Genomic DNA, 23,593 nt, shown 5'->3' on the forward strand with positions numbered 1-23,593 from the left:
ATGGCAAACGTCGCCGAGCCCGGCAAGGTCGTTGCATTCTACTCGTTCAAGGGCGGCACGGGCCGCAGCATGGCGATGGCCAACATCGCCTGTCTGCTCGCGCGGGAGACCGCTGGACGCCCGGTGCTCATGATCGACTGGGACCTCGAGGCGCCCGGCCTGCATCGCTATTTCCGCAAGCACTTCTTCGCCGCCTTTCACGGCAGCGAAGAGCGCCAGGACAAGACGCCCGGCCTGATCGATCTCTTCATCGCGATCCAGCAGCGCCTCGACGAGATGCTCCCGCAAGACGACCAAGGCGCGGCGGAACTGATCGCGAGCCTTCCGCTCAAGGACTACATCATCACCACCGACATTCCCGGCCTTGACCTCATCAAGGCCGGCCAGTTCGACGGCGACTACCCCCAAAAGGTCGGCAGCTTCAACTGGACCAGCCTCTACGCCCGTTCGCCCTCCCTGCTGCGACATCTGGCGGCGCGCCTGGCCGCCGACTACCGCTATGTGCTGATCGATTCCCGGACCGGGCTCACCGACACCAGCGGCATCTGCACGATGCTGCTGCCGGAAATCCTGGTTACCGTCTTCACGCCCAACCGCCAGAGCCTCGCAGGCGTCATCAATCTGGTTCGCGAAGCCGGGCGATATCGCGCCCGCTCCGACGACCTGAGGCCCCTCGTCATCTATCCCTTGCCATCCCGCATCGAGGCCTCCGAGCCGACGCTGCGGCAGCAGTGGCGCATGGGCGATGCCAGCGCCGAGATCGTGGGATTCCAGCGCGAGTTCGAAGACGTCTTCAAGCAGATCTACGACCTCCCCTCCTGCAGTCTTCGCACCTATTTCGACGACGTGCAGATCCAGCACGTGCCGAAATATGCCTATGGCGAGGAGATCGCGGTTCTGGCCGAAGGCACCGCCGACCGGCTGTCGCTGACGCGCAGCTTTCAGCGCTTCAGCGCGATGCTCGCCGCCGGTCAGCTCCCCTGGGCGACTGCGCCAGCGGAGAGCGAGGCCTTGGCCGAGGACGTCGATGATCTCACCAACGTGTATGAGCGGATCAGAGAACAGACCAGCGCAGCCTACCTCCGTCAAGCGGAACAGGCCCTGGATCAGCTGAGGACAAGGGCACGACGCTTCACGATCGGCTCCTTTGCAGCGAGAATTGCAGGCACGATCGCAAGTGCAGCCGTGGCCTTCTTTGCGCTCGCGCCATCCCTCTTCGAAGGCAAGTCCACCGTCGTGGCGGCGCTATCGGTGATAGCAACCGTGCTGTTCAGCGTCGAGTCGGCGGTCCTTGGAAGAGCACCGACGCTCATGGCCGATGTGTCCAAAGTCTTCGGGGCCATCCAGGCTTTCAGACTCAAGCTCGCGCCCTATGACAAAGAGGACGCGCTGGAGCGGTTGCGCGACACCGTGGAACCGGTTCTGGCGCATCCAGGCGACAAGCGCCCAATGCGCAACGTCTCAGTCTATGTCAGCTTCCGCCGGGACGAAGCCGCCAGGGCTGGCCGTCTTGCCGAAGCGCTCAGAAGTGTCATCGGCCGAGAGAACCTGACCTTCGACTGGGACTCCCTTCCCCTCGGCGCCAACTTGCGCCGGATCGCCGACAACCTGATTGCGCAGTCGGATGTGGTGCTGGTCGTCATCGGGCCGGGCTGGTCGCAGTCGGGTCGGCTGACCGACACCAGCGACATCGTTCGGCTCGAGATCATGACTGCGCTGCAGAAGAACAAGACCGTGATTCCGGTTCTGGTCGGCGGCGCAACGATGCCGGCGGAATCCGAGCTCCCCGCCGACATTCGCGAGCTGAGCTATCGAAACGCGATCGCTATCAGCGACGCACGATGGGACGCCGACATCATCCCGCTGATTCGGTCGATCCAGCGGCTGTCAGGCACGCCGGACCCGCTGAGCGCCCGCTGAGACGAATTATCAGTCGTCCGAAAGGAATGTCGCGAACATCGGCGCGGCGCGTTCGCCCATGCGCTGCGCGCCGGCGACGGTGAAATGGCCGGCATCCTGGAACAGCCACACGCCATCCTGCACCACGGGACAATCCTGGTCGCAATAGACCTCCGAGGGCTTCAGCAGCGCTACCTTGGCGAATGGCCGGATCGCCTGCGCCAGCACGGCATCGATGACGTGGTTGGTCGCGACCGCCTCGCTCTTCGGCACGGCGTCGCACGGCTTGGCCGGCGCATGCCAGCGCGGCCCGGGCAGCATGCGCAGCTGGTCGAAGGCGCAGTTCACCGGCCTGACCTGGCCGCCGATGACGAGGAAGTGCCGCCCCGGCCGGTCGAGCAGGCGAATCGTGTCAGCGAGATGAGCGGCCACCTCGGCGTTGCGCGCCTCTGCCTGCGGTCCGCCGCCGAGGTCGAGATAGTTCTGCCAGGCCTGCCCGATCACGACGAAATCGGCCTGCGACTGCCTGATCCGCGGCAGCTCGCTGTCGCGCAACGCGGCACAGACCTGCGTGCGAGGCTCTTGCGCGGTCAGACCGGCGAGCGTCGGGCAGCCGCTCATGGTCGAGACGTGCCCGATCATGCCGCGCCGCTTCAGGGTCGTATCGAGCGCCGCGACATATTGCTGGACATAGGAGTCGCCGAGCAGCTCGACCCCGCGCGTGCCGTCGAGATCGCCGAATGCGCACAGCCGGCCGATGGTGCGCTCGCATTTGTTCAGGCCGAAGCCCTGCAGCTGGAACAGCGCGAGCTGATCACGCGGCAGCCGGGAGGCGACGCCGTTGGCGCGGAACGTCGCGTGCGCGAGCCCGGCACAGACGATGAGCGCGGTGGCGAAGCCTGCCGCCTGCGTCCAGCGCGGCCACGGCAGCCGGCGCAGCGGCTGCTCGACCAGCATCAGCATGAGCGTGGTCAGCGTGGCCATCAGCGCGAGCTGCATCGCCACTCCGGCCGCCGTCTGCGCGGCCTCGCCGAAGACGAAACGGGCAAAGAAGATCACCGGCCAGTGGACCAGATAGAGCGAATAGGACGCCCGGCCGACGGCCAGTACCGGATCGGCCGTCATCAGCGATGTCGGTGCGTTGGCCGCGATGATGATGGCGGTGGCAATGCAGGGCAGAAGTGCGGCGACGCCCGCATAGGCCTGGTAGCGACCGATGAGCAGAAGGCTGCCGAGCAGGACGACGTCGCCGCATGCGGCCACGACGGCGCGTACGCGCGGCGACGACGACAGACGCGCTTCGAGCGGAATGGCGAGCGCGCCGAGCGCGAATTCGAACACCCGGAACGGCGTCAGGAAGAACACGGCGTCCGCATCATGCGGCAGCCAGATTGCGGCGGCAGCGAGCGACAACAATGCGACCGCGGCGATCGCGCGGAACAGATGCCGGCTGCAGCCCAACCACATCAGCAGCAGCGGCGCCAGCGTATAGAACTGCACCTCCAGCGACAGCGACCACAGATGCAGCAGCGGCAGCTCATCCGCAGTGGGAGCGAAATAGGCGCTTGCCTCGCGCCAGTACTGGATGTTGGCGATCGACAGCAGCCCGTGGGTCGCCTCCTTTGCCAGCTGGCGCAGGGATTCGGGTGACAGAAACAGCCAGCCGACGGCAAAGCTCGCTGCGATCGTCATGATCAGCGCGGGCAGGATGCGCCGCGCCCGCCGCAGATAGAAGTCGGACAGCGAGAAGCGTCGCGCAACAACATCGCGCAGGATCTGGCCCGTGATGAGATAGCCGGAGATGACGAAGAAGATGTCGACGCCGGCATAGCCCGCCTCGAAGCCGGCGATCTTCAGATGGTACAGGATGACGATGACGACGGCGATCGCCCTGAGACCGTCGATGTCCGCCCGGTGACTGCGTTCCAACTCGGTCCACTCCGCGCCTGTCGTGAGGCGACAGACATGCGCAGACACGAATGGCAGCAACGGGAAACAGGCATGACGCCATCGGACCCATCTGATGTCGGAGAACGGGCCGCGCTGTGGCGGGGCCGCAGAGTGGCCAAGTTTGCCGGCGGACCTTTCGTCCCGCTACGGCTTGGCCTGTTCGGACAAGAACTGGGAGATCATGGCAGCCGCGCGCTGGCCCATCAGCCGCGCACCGGCCACGGTGAAATGGCCCGGATCGAGAAACAACCAGACGCCATCGCCGCGCACGACCGGACAATCCTCGTCGCAATACAGTTCGGCTGGCCGCAGCAGCACGGCGTTGTGGTGCTCCATCACCACGGACTCCAACAGGCCATCGATCTCGCTGGTGGCGGCGCGTGCCTTGGCTGCAGCGAACGGCGCGCAGTCCGCCGGCGGCGCATGCCACAGCGGGCCAGGCTGCATCCGCACCTGGTCGAAGCTGCACGTCACGGGCCTCACCTGACCGCCGATGATCAGGAAGCGACGCCCCGGCCGATCGAGCAGGCGCAGCAGAGCCTGCAGGCCGTCGCGGATCTCGGCCGCTCTTCGCTCATTGCGATCGCCATCGCCGGTCAGATAGAGGTGCCAGGCCTGCCCGATCACAACCAGATCGGCCGACGAAGCCTTGACGCGCGCCAGCTCGCGATCGCGCAGCGCCATGCATTCGGCTGCACGCGGGGGGAGCGGAGCAAGGCCGATCAGCATCGGACAGCCGCCGACCGTCGAGGTCACGCCGCGGATATCGCGCGCCTTGAGATGCTCGTCCAACGCGGCAACGTATTGCTGAACGTAGGAATCGCCGAGCAGCGCCAGCGTGCGCGAGCCCACGGAAGCGCCGAATTCGCAGTGATCGCCCGAACGCGTGCAGGGGCTCATGCCGAAGCGCTGGAGCTCGAGCCGCGCGCGCTGCTCCGCCGGCAGTCGCCATGTCACGCCGTCGGCCTTGAACGTCGCGTGAGCGGCGGCGGCACAGAGGCCGATCACCGCCGCAAAGGCGGTCGCCTGCGTCCACTGCGCGGTGCTGAGACGACGGATGGGCTGCTCGACGAGAAAGAACATGGCCGCGGTCAGCGCCGCCATGATCAGCAACTCCACGATCAGGCCCGTTGTGCTGCCGGCCAGCTCTCCGAAAATGAAGTTTGCGAAGTAGATCACCGGCCAGTGCACGAGATAGAGCGAGTAGGATGAACGGCCGATGGCCAGAACGCCCCGATTTGCGAGCAGGCGCGTCGGCCGGTTGGCCGCAATGATGACGGCCGTCGCGATGCTCGGCGGCAAGGCACCGAGCCCGGCGTCCCGCTGGAAGCGCTCGATGACCAGGAGGCTGCCGCCGAGCACGATGTAGCCGGCCCACGCCGCCATGGTTCGGGCCGTCGGCCTGGTCGTGATGCGCCGCTCCAGCGCGATCGCCAACGCGCCGAGCACGAATTCGAAGACGCGAAACGGCGTCAGGAAGAACACGGCCTCTGGATCTCTGGGGAGCCAGATGATCGCCGCCGCGAGCGACAACAGCCCGGCCAGCGCGATGCCCGCGAACACATGGCGCGTCCGGCTGAGCAGCACCAGGAACAGTGGGCTGAAGAGATAGAACTGCTCTTCGGCCGACAGCGACCACAGGTGCAACAGCCCGAGCTGATCCGCGCTCGGCGCGAAATACTGGTTGGCCTCCCGCCAATATTGAATGTTGGCGATCGACAGCAGACCGTGCGTCGCCTCCTTGGCGAGCTGGCGCAACGCGTCCGGCGGCAGCCACAGCCAGCCGACGGCGAAGGTCAGCATGATGGTCACGATCAGCGCAGGCAGAATACGCCGCGCGCGGCGCGCATAGAATGCGGCGAACGAAAAGCTGCCGAGTTCGATGTCGCGGAGGATATGACCGGTGATCAGATAGCCGGAGATGACGAAGAAGACATCGACCCCGGCAAAGCCGCCACCGAAGCCGCCAACTCTCAGATGAAACAGAACGACGATGCAGACCGCGATCGCCCTGAGGCCATCGATGTCCGCCCGATAACTGCGATCCAACTCCGTCCACCTCGCGCCCGTTTTGCGGCGCACGATATGTTCAGACACGAATGGCAGCAACGGGAAACAGTCATGACGTCACCGGATCCATCCGATGACGGCAGGCCGGCGACGGCGCGGCGGAATTGGCCCGATGGAACGCACGACGCCGATGCGATCGTCGTCTCAGTATCTTACGTCAAAGTGAGGGGAAATGGCGGACATTGAGTTGAAAGAGGAAATGCGGCGACGCCCCACACCTTCTTGGAGGCTCAATAGTGATATTTGCATTGAGCAATTTCGAGCTGTTGCGTCTCGCCCTTGCCAGTGACGCGATAGACCAGCCTATGTTCGCCGGTGATCCGGCGAGACCACCAGCCTTGCAGGGCATGCTTAAGGGGCTCCGGCTTCCCGAGCCCCTTGAACGGATCGCGCTTGATGTCCTTGATCAGGGCGTTGATCGCTTCGAGAACTCTCTCGTCCTCCTTCTGCCATCCGAGATATTCTTGCCAGGCGTCTTCGGTCCACGCGGTGATCATGCCACCGCTCAACCCGCCTTCGTCGGCTCGACCAGCTCGTGCCCAGTCAACTTGGCTTCGTCGGCCTCCTTGATCGAGCGCAGCAGACGGGCGGCGTTTGCCGGGCTCTTCAAGAGATGGACGGTCTCCATGAGACCCTCATACTCCTCCTCCGACATCAGCACGACGCTTCTTGCATTCTGGCGCGTGACAACGAGCGGAGCGCGACCGTCACAAACGGCGTCCATGTAGGTTGCAAGGTTATTCCGAAGCTCGCTGTAAGAAACGTGAGTCATTTGCACCCTCCTCCTGCAGTGCCCGAGCATACATTGTACCGATATTTGTACACTGTACAGATAATTGCCAGACTGGCCGACGCCCTATTCCCTCACCCACCGATAAGGTGCGGGAGTTTTTCGGCATCACAAATCAACAGCTTATCTGCAGGGATGGTGGGGGAGGCAGGACTCGAACCTGCGAAGCCATGAGGCGGCTGATTTACAGTCAGCTCCCTTTGCCACTCGGGACACTCCCCCGTGTCGATGGCAGTTGAGGCCGGCCGCGGAACAGCGGTTGAGCGACCATCAGCGCCATGGAGACGGTAAGACCGCGGAGCCCGGATGACGGGCGCGCGCGGCCGGGGCCCTTATGATCGCAGCGGGGCCGTAAAGTCAACCAAGGGACGACGAATTTTCCCGGCCCGCGGTGCCAAATTGCCAGAATCCGCAGGCCGTGACAGAAACTCATCCCATGAGCGAACGCGATCGAAAGCCCCCTTTCCGCCGCCCGGGCGGTAAATTTCCCGGCAAACCGCGCGGTTTCGACCGGCCGCAGCCATGGCGGGAGCGCGAGGCCGGCAGTGACGGCCCCGTCATCCTCTACGGCTGGCATACCGTGACCCTGGCGCTCGGCAATCCCCGGCGCGCCATCCGCAAGCTTTACCTGACCGAGAATGCGGCGCGCCGGCTCGCCGAGGAAGGGATCGAGACCCGCGTGACGCCGGAGATCGTGCGTCCCGGCCAGATCGACCAGCGGCTCGGTCCGGACGCCGTGCACCAGGGCCTGCTCGCGGAAACCGATCCCCTGCCCTCGCCGGACATCGATACGCTGGCGGCCGAGGGCATGATCCTGGTGCTCGACCAGATCACTGATCCGCACAATGTCGGCGCCATCCTGCGCTCGGCGGCAGCGTTCGACGTCAAGGCCATCGTGACCACTGCGCGCCACAGCCCGGAAGCGACCGGCGTGCTGGCCAAGTCCGCCTCGGGTGCGCTGGAGCTGGTGCCGATCATCACGGTGCAGAATCTCGCCCGCGCGCTGACCCGGCTCAACGAGCGCGGCTTCCTGACCGTAGGCCTCGACAGCGCCGGCGGCGAGGACATCGCGGCGGTCGCGCTGCGCGAGCCCTTGGCGCTCGTGCTCGGCGCCGAGGGCAAGGGACTGCGGCAATTGACGCGGGAGACCTGCAGCGTGGTGGCGCGGCTCGACATGCCCGGCGCCATCAAGAGCCTCAACGTCTCCAACGCCGCCGTGCTCGCGCTCTATATCGGCGCGAGCCGGCTCGGGTTGATGCCCAAATGACGAAACGCCCGCGCGCAGGCCGCGGGCGGGCGTTGGCGACGAACCGGGTTGTGGCGGTCAGTAATAGCGGCGCAGCACGCGCCGGCCATGATAGTAGGACGAGGCGCCCCAGCGATAGGCACCCTGGGGATGGCCGTACACCACCGGCGGAGCGACGAGCGTCTCCTCATAGGCGTGGTGACGATGGTGATAGCGATAGACCGGGATCGCGCTCTCCTGATAGGCGGGATACGGCGCGAACGCGCCGGGACCGCTGTAGGTCGGGCCCTGGTTCACATAGTAGTACTGCCGCGTCGGCTCGGGCAGCCGCTCGTAACGGGCGCCGCAGGCGCCGCAGCCCGAATAGCCGCTCGCATAGCCGTAGGTGTAGCCGGGATGATAGGTATAAGCCGGCTGATAGGGGTAGGCCGTGACGGTCGGTGCGCACGGGCTCGCGTAGCCGCACGGCGCACAGGCGGACGAGCCGCAGGCCATTGCGGGCGCGCTGCCTGCGAAAGCGAGGCCGACAATGGCGACAAGTCCTGAAATCGTTCCACGCATTACTCTCTCCTGTCTGATCTGTTTCTTGTTTTCGAATTTCGTCCAAGTCCCACGCTGAACTAGCGGCGATAGCCCGGCGGATCTGCGTAGTCGCGCGGGCCTCCGCCTTCGCGCGGCGCGAGGATCACGGCCGGCGGCTCCATCGGCACCGGCGGCTGCGCCGGCTGCATATTGGATTGAGCGCCCCAGGATCGGGAATAGCTTTCCGGCGGCTGCGGCAGCTTGCGATTGGCCGGCGGCTCGATCTCGACCCGGCCGTAGCCGGGCTTCGCTCCGAGGGTCGGATAGTAGTGGCCGACCGGCGGCTCCGGCTCGACCGGCCGGCCGCCATAGAGCGAGGGCTGCATATAGTTGCCCTTGCCGAGCCCGGCCTGGCCCTCGACGACGGCATAGGAGGCATCGATGCCGTTGATGACGACGGGCACGCCGGGCCGTTGCGGGATGACGATCTCGAAACCTTCGCTGGCGAGCGAAGCGGACCCCGTCCCGATCAGAATCGCGAGAGCTGTTGCAAAACGCATGAATTCACGCCCTGGTTGCCACGCTACAAATACCGCAACGCGCGCCGCCATGGGTTAAGCGCGCGCATCAATCTGCGGGTAAGGCTAACGCACAGGCCATTCGCCGGGGTTAATGCCGCAAGCCGGGTTCGCGCGGGAGGGTTAATGCCGGATCATCATCCGAGCGTTGTGACAAGGATGGCGCGCAGGCCGATCGCCATCGTGATCAGCCCGACGCCGCCCTGCAGGACCTGGTTGGCCATGGTGAGCCCGCGCGCGGAGATCGCGATCGGCACCGCGATCAGGGTCGAGAGCGCGCCCATGCCGATCATGGAGCCGACGCCGAACAGCAGGATGTAGGCAAGGCCCGCGGCCGGCGTCGGAGCCTCGGCGACCGCCAGCACCAGCAGCGCCGCCGAGCCGGCCATCCCGTGCATCAGGCCGATGAGCAGGGTTCGCCAGCGAAACCGATGGGAATGATCGTGTGGCGCGCGACCATGCGGCATCCGTTCGCCGGCATGGCTGTGGGCATGAAAATGGGCGCTGCCGTCGCGGTGGCTATGGCGGTGGAAATGGATTCGGTCGCGCCACAGCCGCCACAGCACGTGCACGCCGAGCCCGACCAGCATGATGCCGACGGCGGTCTCCAGCCGGCGCGACAGCACCTCCGGGATGACATGGCCGAGCAGGAGCGCGGCGCCGGCAAAGGCGAACAGCGTCAGCGTATGACCGAGCCCCCAGGTGAGGCCGTGCTTGACGATGTCGGAGACGTCGCTGCGGCGGGCCGCAATGCTCGACACGGCCGCGATGTGGTCGGCCTCGAGCGCATGCTGCAAGCCCAACAGAAACCCCAGAGACAATATTGCCAGCATCAACCCCGCCTACCCTGTCTTCAGCCTAGCAGTCTTCCGGGACAGAGCAAGCCGCGGGCCAGCCGGCGCAGCATCCGCCTCGCCGGCCCGCATCACTCGTTCCAAAACATTCCGGCGAGCGGGGAACGACAGGGCCAGCCTGCACTTAGCAGGTGGGGCGCAACGACGGAGTATTCCATGACACGATTTGCAATTCTCGGGGCTGCAGTTCTCGCAACGGCGCTCGCCGGCCCTGCCATGGCGCGCGACATGCACCACCGGCACCACATGGGTCACCAGCATGAAGGAATGATGCAGCACGGGCACATGGACCGCCAGGGCGGGCCGATGATGCAGCAGCGCTCCGACGCCGGCTGGAACACCGGTTGGAACAATAATGGCTGGGATCGACGCAACAGCGGCTTCTGGCCGGCGAACGTCGCAGCGGGCGCAGTCGGCGCCGCTGCCGGCATCGCCGGCGCGGCCATCGGCACGGCCGGCGCCATTGCCACGGCACCGTTCCGCACCGCGGACGCCTATGCCTATGATCCCGGTCCCTACCGCTACGAACAGCCCGGCTATGATCGCGGCCCGAACGGCTACTATGGCGACTGGAACAGCTACGCGACGCGCAACGGTCTGGTCTGCCGCCCCGGCTCCGTCTTCAAGGGCAGCGACGGCCTGATGCACATCTGCCAGTAAGCCGACGCTGCGGTTGGTTTCGACAGGGGCGGCCTCAAGGCCGCCCTTTTTGCGCTCTGGACTGAAAGTCCTGGGCGTGTACGACACCAGTAGCCTCAGTGCATCAACTCTGGTAGGAACACCGCGCTTCGGAGAACCTCGCCGCAACGGCTGGACGAGAGCTCCACCACCCACGGTGCATTCGCCGGCTTAGCTCAGCGGTAGAGCAGCGGTTTTGTAAACCGAAGGTCGGGGGTTCAATCCCCTCAGCCGGCACCACCGACCGTCGCGTTTCGATCCGCTGCGTTTCAACCCATCGCTTCAACGCGCGACGTTTCTCAATTCGCCTTCGTCTTGATCGCCCCCGGCGGGGGCGGCTTGGCGGCCCCGGCCGTCACCGGCGGCTTCGGCGCGGCCCATTCCCGATCCGGCACCGGCCCGCCGCCCTCGCCGGTCGCGGCCACCAGCTGGCCCGGCACCAGATCCGTCACCTGCGCCCAGCCCTGGGTGGCGCAGAACAGTCCGAGCAGGCAGCCTTTGACGGCCAGCATCTTCGGTCCCTCGCGCCAGATCGAGACGCTGTAGGTCTTGCCGTCCTCGGCATTGTAGACCTCGCCCGCATAGCGGCCGTCCGGGTTCGGCTTCAGGCCGAGCAGCATCTGGTGGCCGAGCAGCAGCCGGCTGCGCTTGGCCGGATCCGGGTTCAGCCGATCGCGAAACGGCTGTCCCCTAGCGTCCGCCGCCTCCTTCGCCCAGACGATGTAGCCGCAGAGGCGATCGGGCATTGCGCCGCAGCGCTCGATGCGAACACGGGCGCGCCCGTCTTCGGTGAGCCAGGTGCCGGTCGGATCGCTGGCCGGGGCGGCGTGGCCACGGCTTTCCGCCATCGACAGCAGCAGGCTGACGACGATGCGCAGGCTGACGCGCAGCACGAATCTCAATGTCATGTCCAGGAACCTCGTTGTCTCCAGGGCCTCGAGCCACGCACTGGCGCGGCGCGCTTGAAGTTGCCGGCGGCTTCCCGGCACCTGCCCGTGCCCTCGATCCCAACGTTCGCAAACGAAGGTGCCGCGACACGATGCGGCCGGCGGGATCGGAGCATCCGTCCGCATCGGCCGCTCACTGGAGCTGTGCGACCAGGGCGTCGGCGCCCTTGTCGATCCCGGCTTCAGCCGCCGCGAGCGCGCCGACGCTGGCCTTGATGTCGTAGGGCGTCGGATACTGCTTGCTGACGAAGGCGTTCAGCAGCCGCCCGTTCGCGGCATCGAAGATCTCCGCGGCGTAGAACACCGAGCCGGTCAGCAGCCCCTCGCCGTCGCGCGCGCTCTGCACGCCGTTATAGACGGCGCCCGCGAAATCGAAGCGCGAGGCCGTGCCGAGCACCGGCGTGTTGGTGACGGCGCCGGTCAAGGTAAGCCGCACCCGCAGGGTGTTCGGGCCGCGCTGATTGACGAGCTGGAAGCGCGCCGAAAGGCTTTCCAGAAAGCGCGACCGCATGTAGGCGGCGAGCTTCACCTTGTCCTGCTCGGACATGTCGCCGAACTGGTGATCGCGGCCGCGATAGATCACGACCGGGTCGAGCATGGCCCTGTCATAGCTGCGCCAGTCCGCGGATGCGGCGTAGCGGTAGGGCACGCGCCCCGATGAATCGGACGCATTCGGCGCCAGGTAGCGCGCCGATGCGACCTCGGAATAGGCCACCGGCGTCATCGTGTTGCAGCCGCCGCAAAGGCCCGCCACGGCAATTGCCGCAAGTCCGGACGCCCGGGATCGAACCGTCATCTCCTTCTCCTCCATTCCATCGCAGGGCTGTTGCGAAGCACAACCACCGGACCTAGCATTAAAACCGACCAGACGGCTTGTAAAGAAGCTCGGTCAAGACGAGGTTAACGGCGGCGGTGCGGCGCAACAGCACACTTCAGGGAGGGCGAAGGTCGCCCTGCCCCGAGGGGGGCCTGGGAGGAGGTCACCGGTCGCGGGGCGCTCCGGGCTGCTCGAATGCCATCCACTGATCGTCGTCGAGCAACCGCGCGAACAGCCTATCCAGGTCCGGCTGCGGCAGTGGCGAAACGCGCAGCATGGTCATCAGCGCAAGACCACGGGCCGCTGCCCAGCGCAGCACCGCGAGATCGGCGTCGCGGGCCTCGGCCCGGATCTCGGCCACCCGCTCGGCGTCCTTGCCGCGGGCATCCGCCAGCAGGCCAGGCTCCTGAGCGAGCGCCCCCAGCATCGCCTGCGCCACGGAATATTGCTGAGCGATCAGCTCGCGCGAGATCGAGATCTGGGTGGCGAGTTCGGGCTGGCTCGCCGCTTCGCCAGCTTCAGCCCTGAATTTGTTGGCGAATTCCTCGAAATGCGCAAACTGCTGTTCAAGCAGAGCCTTAAGCACCGCTTCCTTGTTGGGAAACTGGTGCATCAGCCCGCCTTTGCTGAGCCCGCTTTCGCGCGCGATGGCGTCCAGCGTCAACCGCCCCGGACCATCCCGGGCGATGATGGTGAGGGCGGCGGTGACGGCCGCCTTGCGCGACCGCTCGGAGCGTGAAGGATTGTCCATCGGAGACTTGAGGTGCCGGGCGGCGCATCGGGTTGCGAGCAGGAGAGGCCCCGCCACCGGGGCTGCCCATGCCCTCCTCATAGGCGAGAGGCACCCTCCTCTGTCAAGCCGCGTGCAGACGTCGTGATGTTGCCATGCGCTGGAACAATCTGCGCGCGATCCGATTGAAGGTATCGCCTTGCGCGCGTGGGGAAGCACGGCCGCCTCAACTGTGGCAACAACATTGTCACATCTCATGCACGACTCGCGCCTATCCCCAGAAGTTATTGGTGTTCCAACTTGATTTCCGGACGAGCTTTTGTTGCAATTGAGGCATTCCGGGGGACGACCGCCATGACGTGGAAGGAAGAGCGTGATGCGCTGATCGCGCAGACCATGGCCTTCGTGCAGTCGGTCACCGGCAAGCCGGCCGACTTCGCCCAGTTCGCTTTGCCTGTCGTTCCGGTCGCAACCCCAGTAGCGCCCCAGCAGGCCGTGACCGGGCGCGGAGTGTCCGACGCAGCAGAGCGTGCATCCGCGGCCCACGCAGACCCGGCGGGTCAGCGCGTGCAGCCGCAGGCTAGCGAACTCCAGGGCACCGCGGTCCGGCCGGACTCCGCCAGGGCAGGATCGCATCAGCCGGGGCTCTCGATGCCTGGTCCAGCCCGGGCAGCCCCCGTCGCGCCGGAACGCTTCACCAGCATCGCCTCACAGCTCGATCTACAGCGGGACATGCAGGCGGAAATCCGCTCGCGCGTCGCCCGCTTCCGCGCTCATCAGGAGCGCTTCAACCGTGAACGCCAGGAATATTTCAGTGCGGAACTTGCCCGGCTGAAGGCTTCCGGAACTGGGCTCGCCGCTCCAGAGGAGTGAGTCACTCGCAGCCCGCGCGCCTTTGCCGATCTGGCTTCAAGACGAACCAGGACATTCGAAAATCCACTCGCCGGCAGCCTCACATCCAGGCGCACAGCAGCGCCACATTTGCAACGCAGGCGAGCAGCAACCCCACGCTGAGCGTGAGCTGGATCCCACCGCAGAAGATGTTGAGATCGGTTCCCATGGCTTAACCATCCGGCGATTCTGGCACCGGAGTCCCACGGATTCTTTTTCCAAAAATTTAGGACTCGTTTACGACTCGGCCGCGCCAAAAAAGGTCGCTTTCCGGCCCAGAACACGCCTGTGTCCGGCTACAACCCCTGTTCATCCTCGGTTCATCCTTCGCTTCTCTGGAGCTGTTTGGAATGCCCTACGCCCTGTTCTGCAACGATGCCAAATTGAGCAAGGCCTACCCGACCGAGGCCGACGTCTGGAGGCTGGCGCGGCAGAGCGGGTTGGTGGTGGACGTGACGATCAGCGCACGCCGGTCGTCGGTCCATCTGCAGCTCGACAATGATTATGAGATCAGGGCCTGTTCCGCCGAGCCGGAGGAGGATCCCTGGCGCAATCGAGCCGACGCCGAGCAGGACTTCAACATCCCGTTCTCGTCCTGATGGTTCGGGCGAGGCTGCGCCCTTCCCTCGCGATTGGCATCGGCGTGGCCGCCGTGAGCTAAGACCGCCGGACAGTCGGGCGATCGATGCGAGAGCCCGCCCGCATCGATACGTTCACGAACTGAAACTTTTAAGACGGTCGCCCGGAGCGACAGAACCACTCTCAGCGGGCAGCCGCAGCCGTCCGCATGGATGGTCGCCATGAAGTCCGCTCTCTACGGCGTCGCCGTCGCCAGCGATGCGGTTTCGGACGGAAGTGCGACACAGGCGCGCTTGCGGCTGACACCGCGGATTGCACCGGTCACCTTCAGTACCCTTCCCGACGGGCAGAACGCGGTTTGCACCAGCGCGACCTCGTAGGGGGCCAGCATCAACGGTTCGGACTTCAGAATGGTCTGGGCGGAGCACGGCAAAACAGCCGCGGACAACAACAGCACGGATACCAAGATACGCATGTGGGATGATCCATCAAACCGGCGAACTCATAATACCAAGTGATGGCGAAAGTTTCACGAAGGTTTGAAAATATTTTTGCACTGCGTGAGCCAACCTGAAACCACATTGACCAGGACCAGCCGATAGCAAGACGCCCGCGCCGGAGGGCGCGGGCGGTTTCCAATTCTGGTCTGAACAGATCTTCGCCGGCATTGGGCGCCCACCGTCAGGTCGGCGCGTCAGATCGGCGCCTGCCGGGTCAGTACTTGCTGGCGACCGGACCACCCCAGCCAAAGCGATAGTTCACGCCGACCTTGACCGTATGCTCGTCGCTGTTGAAGCGGCTGCCCACGACCGGTGCCGGACCACCCGTGAAGGTGGTATTGCCGAAATTGTAGTACTGGTACTCGGCCTTGGCCGACCAGCTCGGCGCGAACATGTATTCCAGGCCGGCGCCGACCGTGTAGCCGTCCTTGGTGTTGCCGTTGGTGGTGAAGCCGGCAGGCACGCCGGCGACGCTCACGCCGAGACCATTGCCGTCACGCCAGGCATAACCGCCCTTCGCGTAGACCAGAGCAGGTCCCCAGGTGTAGCCGAGGCGGCCGGTCACGGAGCCGAGCTGGTTGGCGCCGGTGGAGCTCACGACGGTTGCGCCGGGGAAGCCGAAATTGGTCGTGTTGCGGTCCATCCAGCTGTACTGGGCCTCGATGCCCAGCACCCAGTTCGGCGCGAACTGGTAGTCGAAGCCGCCCTGGACACCACCAAGGAAGCGACCGCTGTTGCCTTCGAGACTGTTGTTGCCGGCGAAGGCGCCGCCGAGGTGACCGCCGACATAGAAGCCGGTCCAGTTATAGATGGCCTGCGGCGGGGTGTAGATGGGCGCCTTGGTGTAGGTGCGCGCGGGCATGTCGGCGGCGAACGCCGGGGCAGCCAAAGCGGTCAAAGCCACTGCACTTAAAAAAAAGCGTTTCATGGGACGTCCCCGTTATTCGTTTGCGACATCTAGTGAACATCATGGCCGCATTTGGGTTGCCCGATGGCGGTGACGCAGCTGTGATTGTTCAGCGCGTGTTACCAGGGAGCAACAAAGACCTTTTGTTCCATAGGCTTCCCGAATATTTCGTGAAGCTACGCGCCTCGCCCGAGATTTGGTCGCGGTGAGGCGGCAACGCGTTTGACCCATCCCTGAATTGTGATCGGGCGAGCCGGTTGGCAACCCGCCGCGACGGCGTGGCAGGCCTTCGAACTTGGAGGTGCTCGCGGCCAGAGCTAGCGCGTCAGGGCAGCGATCTCGGGGAAAGCGCCATAGGTCGCTCCAGCGCAGAGCTCGCCGGCATCCTCCATCAGGCGGTCGAACCGGCCGTCGACGTAGACTGCCGCCCGCTCCTTCGCCGGGCGGTAGCTGCCGTCGGACTCGCGCGCCGCATAGCGCAGACAGCTGACGTAACGCAGGCGGCCGCCGACCGTCCGCTGCACGGGCTCGGCCACGACGCCATCGCGCACGCCCACGGGATTGTTCAGGTAGGTCCTGAGATAAGCCAGGAGCTCGGCGCGATAGTTTGGCGGGAAGGGCTGGTTCGCGACACCGCGATCGTCCGTATAGGAAATGCCGCGACTGTCCTCGCTCATGAACGCGGCGGGGCCACCGCTGGCACAACTCGTCAGCAGCAGCGCCAGCCCGGCCGCCGGCCACCAGCTCGTTTTCCCCATCCCCACGCCGTCCAACTCTGAAAGACCTTCCCTTCGGCCGCTTCTAACCTAAAGCCGACGGCCAGGGAAATCAGTTCCCCTCACACTCCCGTCAAGCGGCTGCCACCGGTGGCACTGGTGCTGCCGGTGGCAAGACGAATCGACGATCGGCTCTATGGCTGCTCGGCCGGTCAGCCGCGGCGGGTCGCCGGGGTGACACGCTTGACGCTCACCTTCTTGTGTCCGGTCGCGTTGAAGCTGACCTTGGTCAGCGCCGGCTTCTTCACTGCGGCGTGCGATACCTTCACGTTGTGGTGATGGCGGAGATGCGCCACGTGCCGATGCGTGTGGCGGAGCAGCGAAGCGTGCGGCTTGCTCTTCGACTTGCCGACGGTCGGCTTCATCTCGTTGGTCTTGTCGCCGGCCTGCGTCCCACCTTCGGTCTTGGCTGCGTCGGACTTGCTCGCACCGGTCTTGACGGTATCTGTCTTCGCGGTCCCCGTGGTCTGGGTGGACTTCGCCGAAGGGTCGGTTTTTGCAGGACCAGCGGCGAACGCAGGCGCAGCCAGGATCGAAGCGGCGAGCAGCGTAACGGACATTGTCTTCAGCATGGTCGTCTCCGTGATGTGAAGATCTGGAGGTACCATCCAGTCCGGATGGGCTCGTGATCATGGAAACGACGATAGGGAACCGGCACTGAACCCACCCTGAAGTAAAGCTGGGTTTTCAGTTCATCGACATGAAGGGATAGTCATCGAAGTGACTGGCCTGTCACCATGTGGCCCGTATAATGCGCCGATCGCGGCGCAAAATCCGCGCAAATGACCGGGAATATTTCGCAGCTGCGGAAGTTCTTCTCTCCGCATGCAGTCACCTGTTGGATCGACAACTCGGGAGATACGAATGAAAAAGTCTGCGATCAGGATTGCCACGCTGGCGCTGTTCTCGATGGCCGTGGCCTCCGGGCCGCTGCTTCTGTCGAAGGCCTATGCCGCAGGCAGCGACACCCCCTCGTCGCCGCCGGCGTCGGATTCGTCCAAGAAGAAGAAGGACAAGAGCTCGAGCATCGAAGATCCGAAGTTCCTCGCTGCCTACCGCACGGCCTACACCTCGATCTATGACCGCGGCGACTATGCCACCGCGATCGAGCAGCTCAAGGCGCTGAACCGTGAGGACGTCGCCGACGTCGCCAATCTGATCGGCTACTCCTACCGCAAGCTCGGCAACTACCAGGCCTCGAAGCAGTATTACGAGCAGGCCCTGGCGGACGATCCGAACCACGTGCGCACCTGGCAGTATTACGGCCTGTGGCAGCTCGAACAGGGCAACCGCGAACAGGCCAAGTATCACCTCGACAAGGTGGCACAGCTCGCCGGCACCAACAGCACCGAATATCGGTCGCTCGCCGACGCGCTCGAGAAGCAGCCTGGCACCGGCCTCGTCTACTGACGACCCGATCGGACAAGTCCGATCTGAAGAGGCTGTCTCAGATACATGGCGCAACCCGAAAGGGTTGCGCCATTTCTGTTTGTCTTCTGCTTGTTTCAGAGCTTAGCCCAAGTGAGCGCAGCGACCCGCGGGAGGCCGGTCCCGCATGTCGCTTCGCTTCATGCCGGGGTTACTGACTATTGTCCGCCGCCGTTCGTCGGGTCAGGATGACACCTCGGCCGCCCCCTCTTTCATTTTCATTGCGCGGTTTGAGCGGGAGATTGCCTCGTGGAGCCCTGGCTTGGCGCCGCACTCGGTTATATCAGCGATTGGCTGGCGTTTCAGGTCGAGGTCTCCGGACAGCCCGGCGGCATCCTGGCGATCGCCCATCGCGGCGAGATCGTCCTGGAGGCGGCCTTTGGGCATGCCAACCTCGACACCGGCGAGAAGCTGACGCCGCGGCATCGCTTCCGCATCGCCTCCCACACCAAGGCCTTCACCGCCGCCGGCATCATGCGCCTGCGCGAGCAGAAGCGATTGAAGCTCGACGACGCCGTCGGGCAATACGTCAAGGATCTGCATCCCGACGTCGCCACGGCCACTCTCGGCCAGTTGCTGTCGCACACGGCGGGCCTGACCCGCGACGGCAAGGATTCCGGCCAGTTCGCCGATAGCCGATCTTATCTCGACAAGGACGAGCTGCTGGCCGAGCTCAGGCTGCCGCCTGTGATCGATCCGAACAGCCGCTTCAAATATTCCAACCATGGCTATGGCCTGCTCGGCCTTGTCATCGAGGCGATCACCGGAGAGCCCTACCCCGTCTGGCTGCAGCGCGAGATCATCGCAGCCCTCGGCCTGCGCGAGACTGCCGCGGACATGACGCTGCTCGGCAAGGGCGTCCCGTTCGCGCGCGGCCATTCGCGCACCGTGCCGGTCGGACGCCGCGTGGTGATTCCCGGCGACAATCCAACCCACGCCATCATGGCCGCGGCCGGCGCGGTCGCGACCGCGGCGGACACCGCGCGCTTCTTCGCCCAACTCGCGCCAAACGCCAGGAAGAGCCTGCTGTCGGTCGCGAGCCGCCGCGAAATGATCCGCAGGCAATGGCGTGTCCCGCAGGATGTCGAAGAGGTCCACTATGGTCTGGCGCTGATGAGCGGCACCACCGCCGGGTTCGACTGGTTCGGCCATGGCGGCGGCTTCCAGGGCTACATCTCGCGGACGTCGGTGATTCCGGCACGGGAGATCGCCATCACCGTGCTCACCAACGCCGTCGATGGCTGGGCCCCGGGATGGGCCAACGGCGTCAAGTTCATCCTGCAGGCGTTTGCCACCCATGGCGCCCCGACCCGCAAGACGCGCGACTGGACCGGACGCTGGTGGACGCTGTGGGGCGCTGTCGATCTCGTGCCGTTCGGCGCGCAGGTGCTGGTCGCCAATCCGACCTTCATCAACCCTTTCCTGGACGCCTCCCGCATCGAGGTGACGGGACGCGACACCGGCCGCATCGTGCAGGCCACCGGCTATGCCAGCCACGGCGAATCCGTCCGACGCGTGCGCACCAAATCCGGCGTCAGCGAGATCTGGCTCGCCGGCGCCCGGGTGCGGCCCGAGCGGGTTGTACGGGCGGAGATGGAGCGGAAGTATCCGAAGGGCCGCCGCAGGACGCGATCGTAGCAGCGGTGATTGATGAAGATCCGGAGCAGGCAGCGAAGGCGAGCTCATGGTGGGCGCCAAGCGGGTGGCGACACGTCACACGAAGGTCGGTGACCCCCGCGACGTTACGTAGAGCGCTGGAGGATCGGATCGATCAAATCACAGACAAACAGACCCTGTCCCGAGCAAGACCCAGGAGAAGTTCTGCAAACGGGACAACGGTTCGGTTGATTTAAACGCCGCCAGAATACATTCGGCGTTGTAGGGGGGTGGGATGTCCCTTGGCCGGCTTTGCGCCAGCCTTTTTCTTTTCGAAGAACTTCTTGCGTGCTGCCCTTGCCTTCTCCTCGAACTCCTTCTTGAGGAGTTCCTCCTGCTTCTTTTCAGGTTGGTCGGGACCGGCGTATGTTATCTTGGGCATGGCAGCCTCGAAGTGTGTGTCAGGAATGCTTAGCGCGGCATGGATGTACGGCAGGTTTAAGCGGCGTGCTCCGGCGCGATGACCTCCTCCAGCTCCACAACGGCGTCATCGTTTTGACGTTGCACCAACAGAACGCGATATTTCGTCGCCGCGTGGAATAGAATTTCGTCTTCGCTGGGCATATCGGAATATCCTCCTAAAACGCGGCCGCTTCGCGACAGGATCGTAAAAGTCATGTTGCCGTCCAAGGCCTTGTCCTCGTCCCGGCTCGTGCTGGTAAACCCCGGCCAATCCACGATCGCACCCGCGGTATATTTCGCCAGGTCTTTCGAGAGGTCATCCGACATGTAGCCGCGATGAACGGCGCCAATGTGGACCGGCAATTTCTGCAGTGCACCATTCAAGATTCGTGCAAACTCCCGAACCGCGGTGGACGGATGGCCGCTCCACAGCTCGCTGTTGATCTGCTGGTACCATCGGGAATGTTCGGTCGTGTAGATCCAGATTGCAAGCCGATCGCCGGCGCTCAGACCCGCGGGATCGATGCCATCGACAAGGCGGGCGCGGGAGCAGCAATCGATATAGGTATGCCAGTTGCCCAAGAATTGGACAAAGACACCCTCCCGGCGCAAATCGCCATCAATTGGATGTGAAATCGCCACCAAATCCCCGCCCCCAGGAGCCGGATAAGATCACGGTCACAAGCTCTCTACAACCCAGGATCGTCGCGGATATCAGACCGCGCTTGCTATGATACGGCGAGTCGCCCAGCGGGACATGTGATCCTGATAACACAGCGTGTCTGAATCTGCCCGACGGGTCGGTCGGGACCTTGCCGAAGGTTCGCAGTCCGGTGCGTTGCCCCATTGACGCCCTTCCCCTACTTCATCAGCGCCTCGGCCTCACCACGGAAGGCTTTGCGCGCATCGTCGCGCGAATAGAACATGTGCCCGCCCGGATAGACCACGAGCTTGACCCGCGGCGGCCGTGCGAAGGGCGGCAGCTGATCGAGCAGGATCTTGGAGCCGTAGTAGGGCGTAGCGAGATCGAACAGGCCATGCCCGACCAGAAGCTTGAGCTTGGGATCGAGCGCGAGAATCTGCCTGAGCTCGCCGACCGACTCCGGCGGACTGAGGCCGCGGCCGAAGTCCCAGTTCATGTTCACGGCACCGCTCAACAGCTCATAGGAGCCGTCCGGACGCCAGTTCAGCTTGCGCGTCGTCAGCTCGACCGCGGCACTGGTCAGCGGCGCGGTGAGCACGTCGCCGGAAGGGTCGGAGCTGCGCGAATGGCTCGAATCCGGATACGGATCGATCCCCAGCACCGAGCCGTCATAGCGGCCAGTGATCCGGCCGTTCTTGCGGTCGAATTCGCGGCGAAACTCGGAGACGTTGAAGCGGCCGGCCAGCCGGCGGCTGACCGCCTGGTCGATCCCGGTCAGACCAGCGACCTTGTCGGCGAGCCGGTTGGTGGCATCGGTGTCGGCCTCGCCTTTCACGAGGTCGAGCAGGAAATCGCCGCTTGCATAACGCTCGACATCACCGAGGTCGGCGCGGGTCACCGGCCCCTTCATCTGCCGGGCGACGGCTGCGAAGCTCGGCAGGCTCGCGACATATTGCATCAGGCTCGAACCCGAATAGTCGCGGAAATCCATCAGCGGCGACACCAGGATCAGGCCGTTCACGCCGATGCCCTGGTCGTGCTGGAGATTGTTCACGATCTTCGGACCGCGAATGCCGCCATAGCTTTCGGCCGTGACGAATTTCGGCGACGCGAGGCGGTCATGCTTCTCCAGCCAGCGACGCACGACGAGCGACAGCGAGCGCACGTCGCCATCGACCGAGAAGAAGCGCTTGCGCGCCTCGTCGCCGGTGGCGACGAAGCGGCTGTAGCCGGTGCCGACAGGGTCGATGAAAACGAGATCGGTGAAGTCGAGCCAGGTGTCGGCATTGGGCAGCAGATCCGGCTTCGACGACGGCGTCACGCTGGCCGCATCGATCGAGATTCGCCATGGCCCGGCATTGCCGAGCTGCAGATAGGCGGACGAGGCGCCGGGACCACCATTGAAGAAGAAGGTCACGGGACGGACGGCGCGATCGGCGCCATCGAGCTGATAGGATGTGTAGGCGATGTCGGCCTGCGGCTCGCTCTTGTCGTCGAACAGGCGGATTGCGCCCGCGGCCGCCGTAAACGACAGCCTGCGGCCTGGCAATTCGAGCGTATGCGTGGTAGTGGAATCGGCAGGCAGCTTGCGCTGCTCGGCCGTCGAGGACGATCCGGGCGGGCTGGCCGACCGATTGCCGGCCGAGCCGGTGCGCTGACCTGCAGGAGCCACGCTCTCCTGCGCCGCAGGCGGGGCATCCTGCGCGCGCACGGCCTGGCCGGCGATCAGCGCCGCCAGCGCCAACGCGGCGAGGCCGGCACGCCGGTCCGATGATCTCAGAGCTGGCATCAACTCACTCCCTGCCGCCAAGCGGGCTGGCGAAGCCATTGGCCGAAAACGTGCCATTCTGCAACGCATGAACCGCGGCCAGGGACCAGGCTCAACCAACTCTTCCGTGATCCAGGTCACGTCCGAGCGAGTGCCTCTTCCTGCCACTTGTGGTATGGGCTCGAACCTCGCGGCGCCGTCCGACGTCCCACAGGAGGGACATGGCCGAGCGGCCAGGGACGCGGCCAGAGACATGGGCGCCTGCCGGTTCGACCACGGAGTTCATTCATGAAAATACCGACGCTCATCGTCGTCGCGCTGACGGGGCTTGCCTCTCCGGCCCTGGCCGGGCCGCCGGCCGCCCTCGTCGAGGACGTTCAGGGCGACGTGGCCGGCGCAGAGCTGATGGATTATGTCGCGCCCGGCCAGGTGATCAAGCTCGGCCCTGACGGTGCCGTGGTCATGAGCTACCTCAAATCGTGCCGGCGCGAGACCGTGAGCGGCTCCGGCAGCGTCACGGTCGGTCCTGGCGAGAGCAAGGTCGACGGCGCCACGCTCAAGAGCGACATCGTCAATTGCGACGCCAGCCACGCCCAGGCGACGACACGCGAGACCAGCGAGGTGGCGGCGACGATCGTGCGCAGCCTCGGGCCGGACAGCGCGCCGGTGGCGCAAGCCGTCATCTACGGCGCCTCGCCGATCGTCGAAGCCAAGGGGCGCGGCACGCTGATCGTCGAGCGGCTCGACCAGCCCGGCGAGCGCCAGCAGGTCGAGCTGTCGGGCCGGCAATTCAAGGGACGCTTCTATGATTTCGCCGGCACCAACCATCCGTTGACCCCGGGCGGCACCTATGTCGCGAGCTTCGGGCCCTCCCGTCTCGTCTTCAAGGTCGACGCCCAGGCCAAGGCCGGCCCGGGCCCCGCGGTCGGGCGATTGATCCGACTGAACTGAAGCTGAAGGCA

The 23,593-nt window shown here is 65.1% G+C and carries 26 protein-coding genes and 2 tRNA genes; 9 read left to right on the forward strand and 19 right to left on the reverse strand.

Annotated features, from left to right (window positions below; translation table 11 throughout):
- On the forward strand, positions 1–1,920 hold the full coding sequence (locus tag LQG66_RS09535) for a KGGVGR-motif variant AAA ATPase (protein WP_231325850.1): 1,920 nt from the start codon (positions 1–3) through the stop codon (positions 1,918–1,920).
- Positions 1,921–1,929: 9 nt separating this feature from the next.
- On the opposite strand, the gene LQG66_RS09540 is transcribed toward LQG66_RS09535, so the two are convergent.
- The 5 genes from LQG66_RS09540 to LQG66_RS09560 all read right to left on the reverse strand — a co-directional run bounded on the left by LQG66_RS09540 (position 1,930) and on the right by LQG66_RS09560 (position 6,931).
- Positions 1,930–3,828 (reverse strand): acyltransferase family protein, encoded by a 1,899-nt coding sequence (locus LQG66_RS09540; RefSeq protein ID WP_231325851.1) that lies wholly within the window; start codon positions 3,826–3,828, stop codon positions 1,930–1,932.
- Between the two features lie 165 nt (positions 3,829–3,993).
- Positions 3,994–5,898, reverse strand: coding sequence for an acyltransferase family protein (locus tag LQG66_RS09545; protein ID WP_231325852.1), 1,905 nt, complete (start codon positions 5,896–5,898; stop codon positions 3,994–3,996).
- Positions 5,899–6,149: 251 nt separating this feature from the next.
- Positions 6,150–6,416, reverse strand: coding sequence for a Txe/YoeB family addiction module toxin (locus LQG66_RS09550; RefSeq protein ID WP_231325854.1), 267 nt, complete (start codon positions 6,414–6,416; stop codon positions 6,150–6,152).
- An 8-nt stretch (positions 6,417–6,424) separates the two neighbouring features.
- The gene (locus LQG66_RS09555) at positions 6,425–6,691 is read right to left on the reverse strand and encodes a type II toxin-antitoxin system Phd/YefM family antitoxin (protein ID WP_231325857.1); all 267 of its coding nucleotides are present in this window, start codon (positions 6,689–6,691) and stop codon (positions 6,425–6,427) included.
- Positions 6,692–6,845: 154 nt separating this feature from the next.
- Positions 6,846–6,931: transfer RNA gene (locus LQG66_RS09560), tRNA-Tyr, on the reverse strand.
- Positions 6,932–7,145: 214 nt separating this feature from the next.
- Here LQG66_RS09560 and rlmB point away from each other — a divergent pair.
- Entirely contained in the window at positions 7,146–7,976 is an 831-nt protein-coding gene (gene rlmB, locus LQG66_RS09565) for a 23S rRNA (guanosine(2251)-2'-O)-methyltransferase RlmB (protein WP_231325859.1), read from the forward strand.
- Between the two features lie 57 nt (positions 7,977–8,033).
- Here the strand turns inward: rlmB and LQG66_RS09570 are convergent, their stop codons facing one another.
- From LQG66_RS09570 to LQG66_RS09580, 3 genes are all read right to left on the reverse strand, one after another.
- Positions 8,034–8,516, reverse strand: coding sequence for a hypothetical protein (locus LQG66_RS09570; RefSeq protein ID WP_231325861.1), 483 nt, complete (start codon positions 8,514–8,516; stop codon positions 8,034–8,036).
- Between the two features lie 59 nt (positions 8,517–8,575).
- Positions 8,576–9,037: a hypothetical protein gene (locus tag LQG66_RS09575; protein WP_231325864.1), complete on the reverse strand. Its 462-nt coding sequence runs from the start codon at positions 9,035–9,037 to the stop codon at positions 8,576–8,578.
- 155 nt (positions 9,038–9,192) lie between these two features.
- On the reverse strand, positions 9,193–9,888 hold the full coding sequence (locus tag LQG66_RS09580; RefSeq protein WP_231325866.1) for a HoxN/HupN/NixA family nickel/cobalt transporter: 696 nt from the start codon (positions 9,886–9,888) through the stop codon (positions 9,193–9,195).
- Between the two features lie 177 nt (positions 9,889–10,065).
- On the opposite strand from LQG66_RS09580, the gene LQG66_RS09585 reads away from it, so the two are divergent.
- The gene (locus tag LQG66_RS09585; RefSeq protein WP_231325868.1) at positions 10,066–10,569 is read left to right on the forward strand and encodes a hypothetical protein; all 504 of its coding nucleotides are present in this window, start codon (positions 10,066–10,068) and stop codon (positions 10,567–10,569) included.
- Positions 10,570–10,752: 183 nt separating this feature from the next.
- Positions 10,753–10,827 (forward strand) — tRNA-Thr (locus tag LQG66_RS09590).
- A 59-nt stretch (positions 10,828–10,886) separates the two neighbouring features.
- Here LQG66_RS09590 and LQG66_RS09595 read toward each other — a convergent pair.
- The 3 genes from LQG66_RS09595 to LQG66_RS09605 all read right to left on the reverse strand — a co-directional run bounded on the left by LQG66_RS09595 (position 10,887) and on the right by LQG66_RS09605 (position 13,102).
- Entirely contained in the window at positions 10,887–11,495 is a 609-nt protein-coding gene (locus LQG66_RS09595) for a DUF2147 domain-containing protein (RefSeq protein ID WP_231325871.1), read from the reverse strand.
- Between the two features lie 172 nt (positions 11,496–11,667).
- Entirely contained in the window at positions 11,668–12,330 is a 663-nt protein-coding gene (locus LQG66_RS09600; protein WP_231325872.1) for a DUF3313 domain-containing protein, read from the reverse strand.
- Between the two features lie 184 nt (positions 12,331–12,514).
- On the reverse strand, positions 12,515–13,102 hold the full coding sequence (locus LQG66_RS09605) for a TetR/AcrR family transcriptional regulator (protein WP_425601334.1): 588 nt from the start codon (positions 13,100–13,102) through the stop codon (positions 12,515–12,517).
- A 333-nt stretch (positions 13,103–13,435) separates the two neighbouring features.
- Here LQG66_RS09605 and LQG66_RS09610 point away from each other — a divergent pair, with 333 nt between their 5' ends.
- Positions 13,436–13,954: a hypothetical protein gene (locus tag LQG66_RS09610; protein WP_231325874.1), complete on the forward strand. Its 519-nt coding sequence runs from the start codon at positions 13,436–13,438 to the stop codon at positions 13,952–13,954.
- A 79-nt stretch (positions 13,955–14,033) separates the two neighbouring features.
- Here the strand turns inward: LQG66_RS09610 and LQG66_RS09615 are convergent, their stop codons facing one another.
- Complete coding sequence (locus LQG66_RS09615; RefSeq protein WP_231325875.1) at positions 14,034–14,141, reverse strand: glucose transporter; 108 nt, start codon at positions 14,139–14,141, stop codon at positions 14,034–14,036.
- Between the two features lie 181 nt (positions 14,142–14,322).
- On the opposite strand from LQG66_RS09615, the gene LQG66_RS09620 reads away from it, so the two are divergent.
- On the forward strand, positions 14,323–14,571 hold the full coding sequence (locus LQG66_RS09620; protein WP_231325876.1) for a hypothetical protein: 249 nt from the start codon (positions 14,323–14,325) through the stop codon (positions 14,569–14,571).
- Positions 14,572–14,786: 215 nt separating this feature from the next.
- Here LQG66_RS09620 and LQG66_RS09625 read toward each other — a convergent pair whose 3' ends face one another.
- The 4 genes from LQG66_RS09625 to LQG66_RS09640 all read right to left on the reverse strand — a co-directional run bounded on the left by LQG66_RS09625 (position 14,787) and on the right by LQG66_RS09640 (position 17,306).
- A complete protein-coding gene (locus tag LQG66_RS09625) occupies positions 14,787–15,026 on the reverse strand; it encodes a hypothetical protein (RefSeq protein WP_231325877.1) in 240 nt (79 codons plus the stop codon).
- A 239-nt stretch (positions 15,027–15,265) separates the two neighbouring features.
- The gene (locus LQG66_RS09630; RefSeq protein WP_231325878.1) at positions 15,266–15,979 is read right to left on the reverse strand and encodes an outer membrane protein; all 714 of its coding nucleotides are present in this window, start codon (positions 15,977–15,979) and stop codon (positions 15,266–15,268) included.
- 296 nt (positions 15,980–16,275) lie between these two features.
- Positions 16,276–16,722 carry a hypothetical protein gene (locus tag LQG66_RS09635; RefSeq protein ID WP_231325880.1) on the reverse strand — a complete coding sequence of 149 codons (447 nt, stop codon included), beginning with the start codon at positions 16,720–16,722 and terminating at the stop codon, positions 16,276–16,278.
- A 164-nt stretch (positions 16,723–16,886) separates the two neighbouring features.
- Positions 16,887–17,306: a hypothetical protein gene (locus tag LQG66_RS09640; protein WP_231325883.1), complete on the reverse strand. Its 420-nt coding sequence runs from the start codon at positions 17,304–17,306 to the stop codon at positions 16,887–16,889.
- A gap of 292 nt (positions 17,307–17,598) precedes the next feature.
- On the opposite strand from LQG66_RS09640, the gene LQG66_RS09645 reads away from it, so the two are divergent.
- Both LQG66_RS09645 and LQG66_RS09650 read left to right on the forward strand, forming a co-directional pair.
- A complete protein-coding gene (locus LQG66_RS09645) occupies positions 17,599–18,144 on the forward strand; it encodes a tetratricopeptide repeat protein (protein ID WP_231325884.1) in 546 nt (181 codons plus the stop codon).
- A gap of 267 nt (positions 18,145–18,411) precedes the next feature.
- Complete coding sequence (locus tag LQG66_RS09650) at positions 18,412–19,800, forward strand: serine hydrolase domain-containing protein (protein WP_231325885.1); 1,389 nt, start codon at positions 18,412–18,414, stop codon at positions 19,798–19,800.
- A 211-nt stretch (positions 19,801–20,011) separates the two neighbouring features.
- On the opposite strand, the gene LQG66_RS09655 is transcribed toward LQG66_RS09650, so the two are convergent.
- The 3 genes from LQG66_RS09655 to LQG66_RS09665 form a co-directional block, all read right to left on the reverse strand.
- On the reverse strand, positions 20,012–20,200 hold the full coding sequence (locus LQG66_RS09655) for a hypothetical protein (RefSeq protein ID WP_231325887.1): 189 nt from the start codon (positions 20,198–20,200) through the stop codon (positions 20,012–20,014).
- Between the two features lie 56 nt (positions 20,201–20,256).
- Positions 20,257–20,862: an ADP-ribosyltransferase domain-containing protein gene (locus LQG66_RS09660; protein ID WP_231325889.1), complete on the reverse strand. Its 606-nt coding sequence runs from the start codon at positions 20,860–20,862 to the stop codon at positions 20,257–20,259.
- Between the two features lie 218 nt (positions 20,863–21,080).
- Positions 21,081–22,652, reverse strand: coding sequence for a S10 family peptidase (locus tag LQG66_RS09665; protein WP_231325892.1), 1,572 nt, complete (start codon positions 22,650–22,652; stop codon positions 21,081–21,083).
- Between the two features lie 267 nt (positions 22,653–22,919).
- Here LQG66_RS09665 and LQG66_RS09670 point away from each other — a divergent pair, with 267 nt between their 5' ends.
- On the forward strand, positions 22,920–23,582 hold the full coding sequence (locus LQG66_RS09670; RefSeq protein WP_231325894.1) for a hypothetical protein: 663 nt from the start codon (positions 22,920–22,922) through the stop codon (positions 23,580–23,582).
- The last annotated feature ends 11 nt before the right edge of the window (positions 23,583–23,593 follow it).

Source organism: Bradyrhizobium ontarionense (genome assembly GCF_021088345.1).
Classification (GTDB): domain Bacteria; phylum Pseudomonadota; class Alphaproteobacteria; order Rhizobiales; family Xanthobacteraceae; genus Bradyrhizobium; species Bradyrhizobium ontarionense.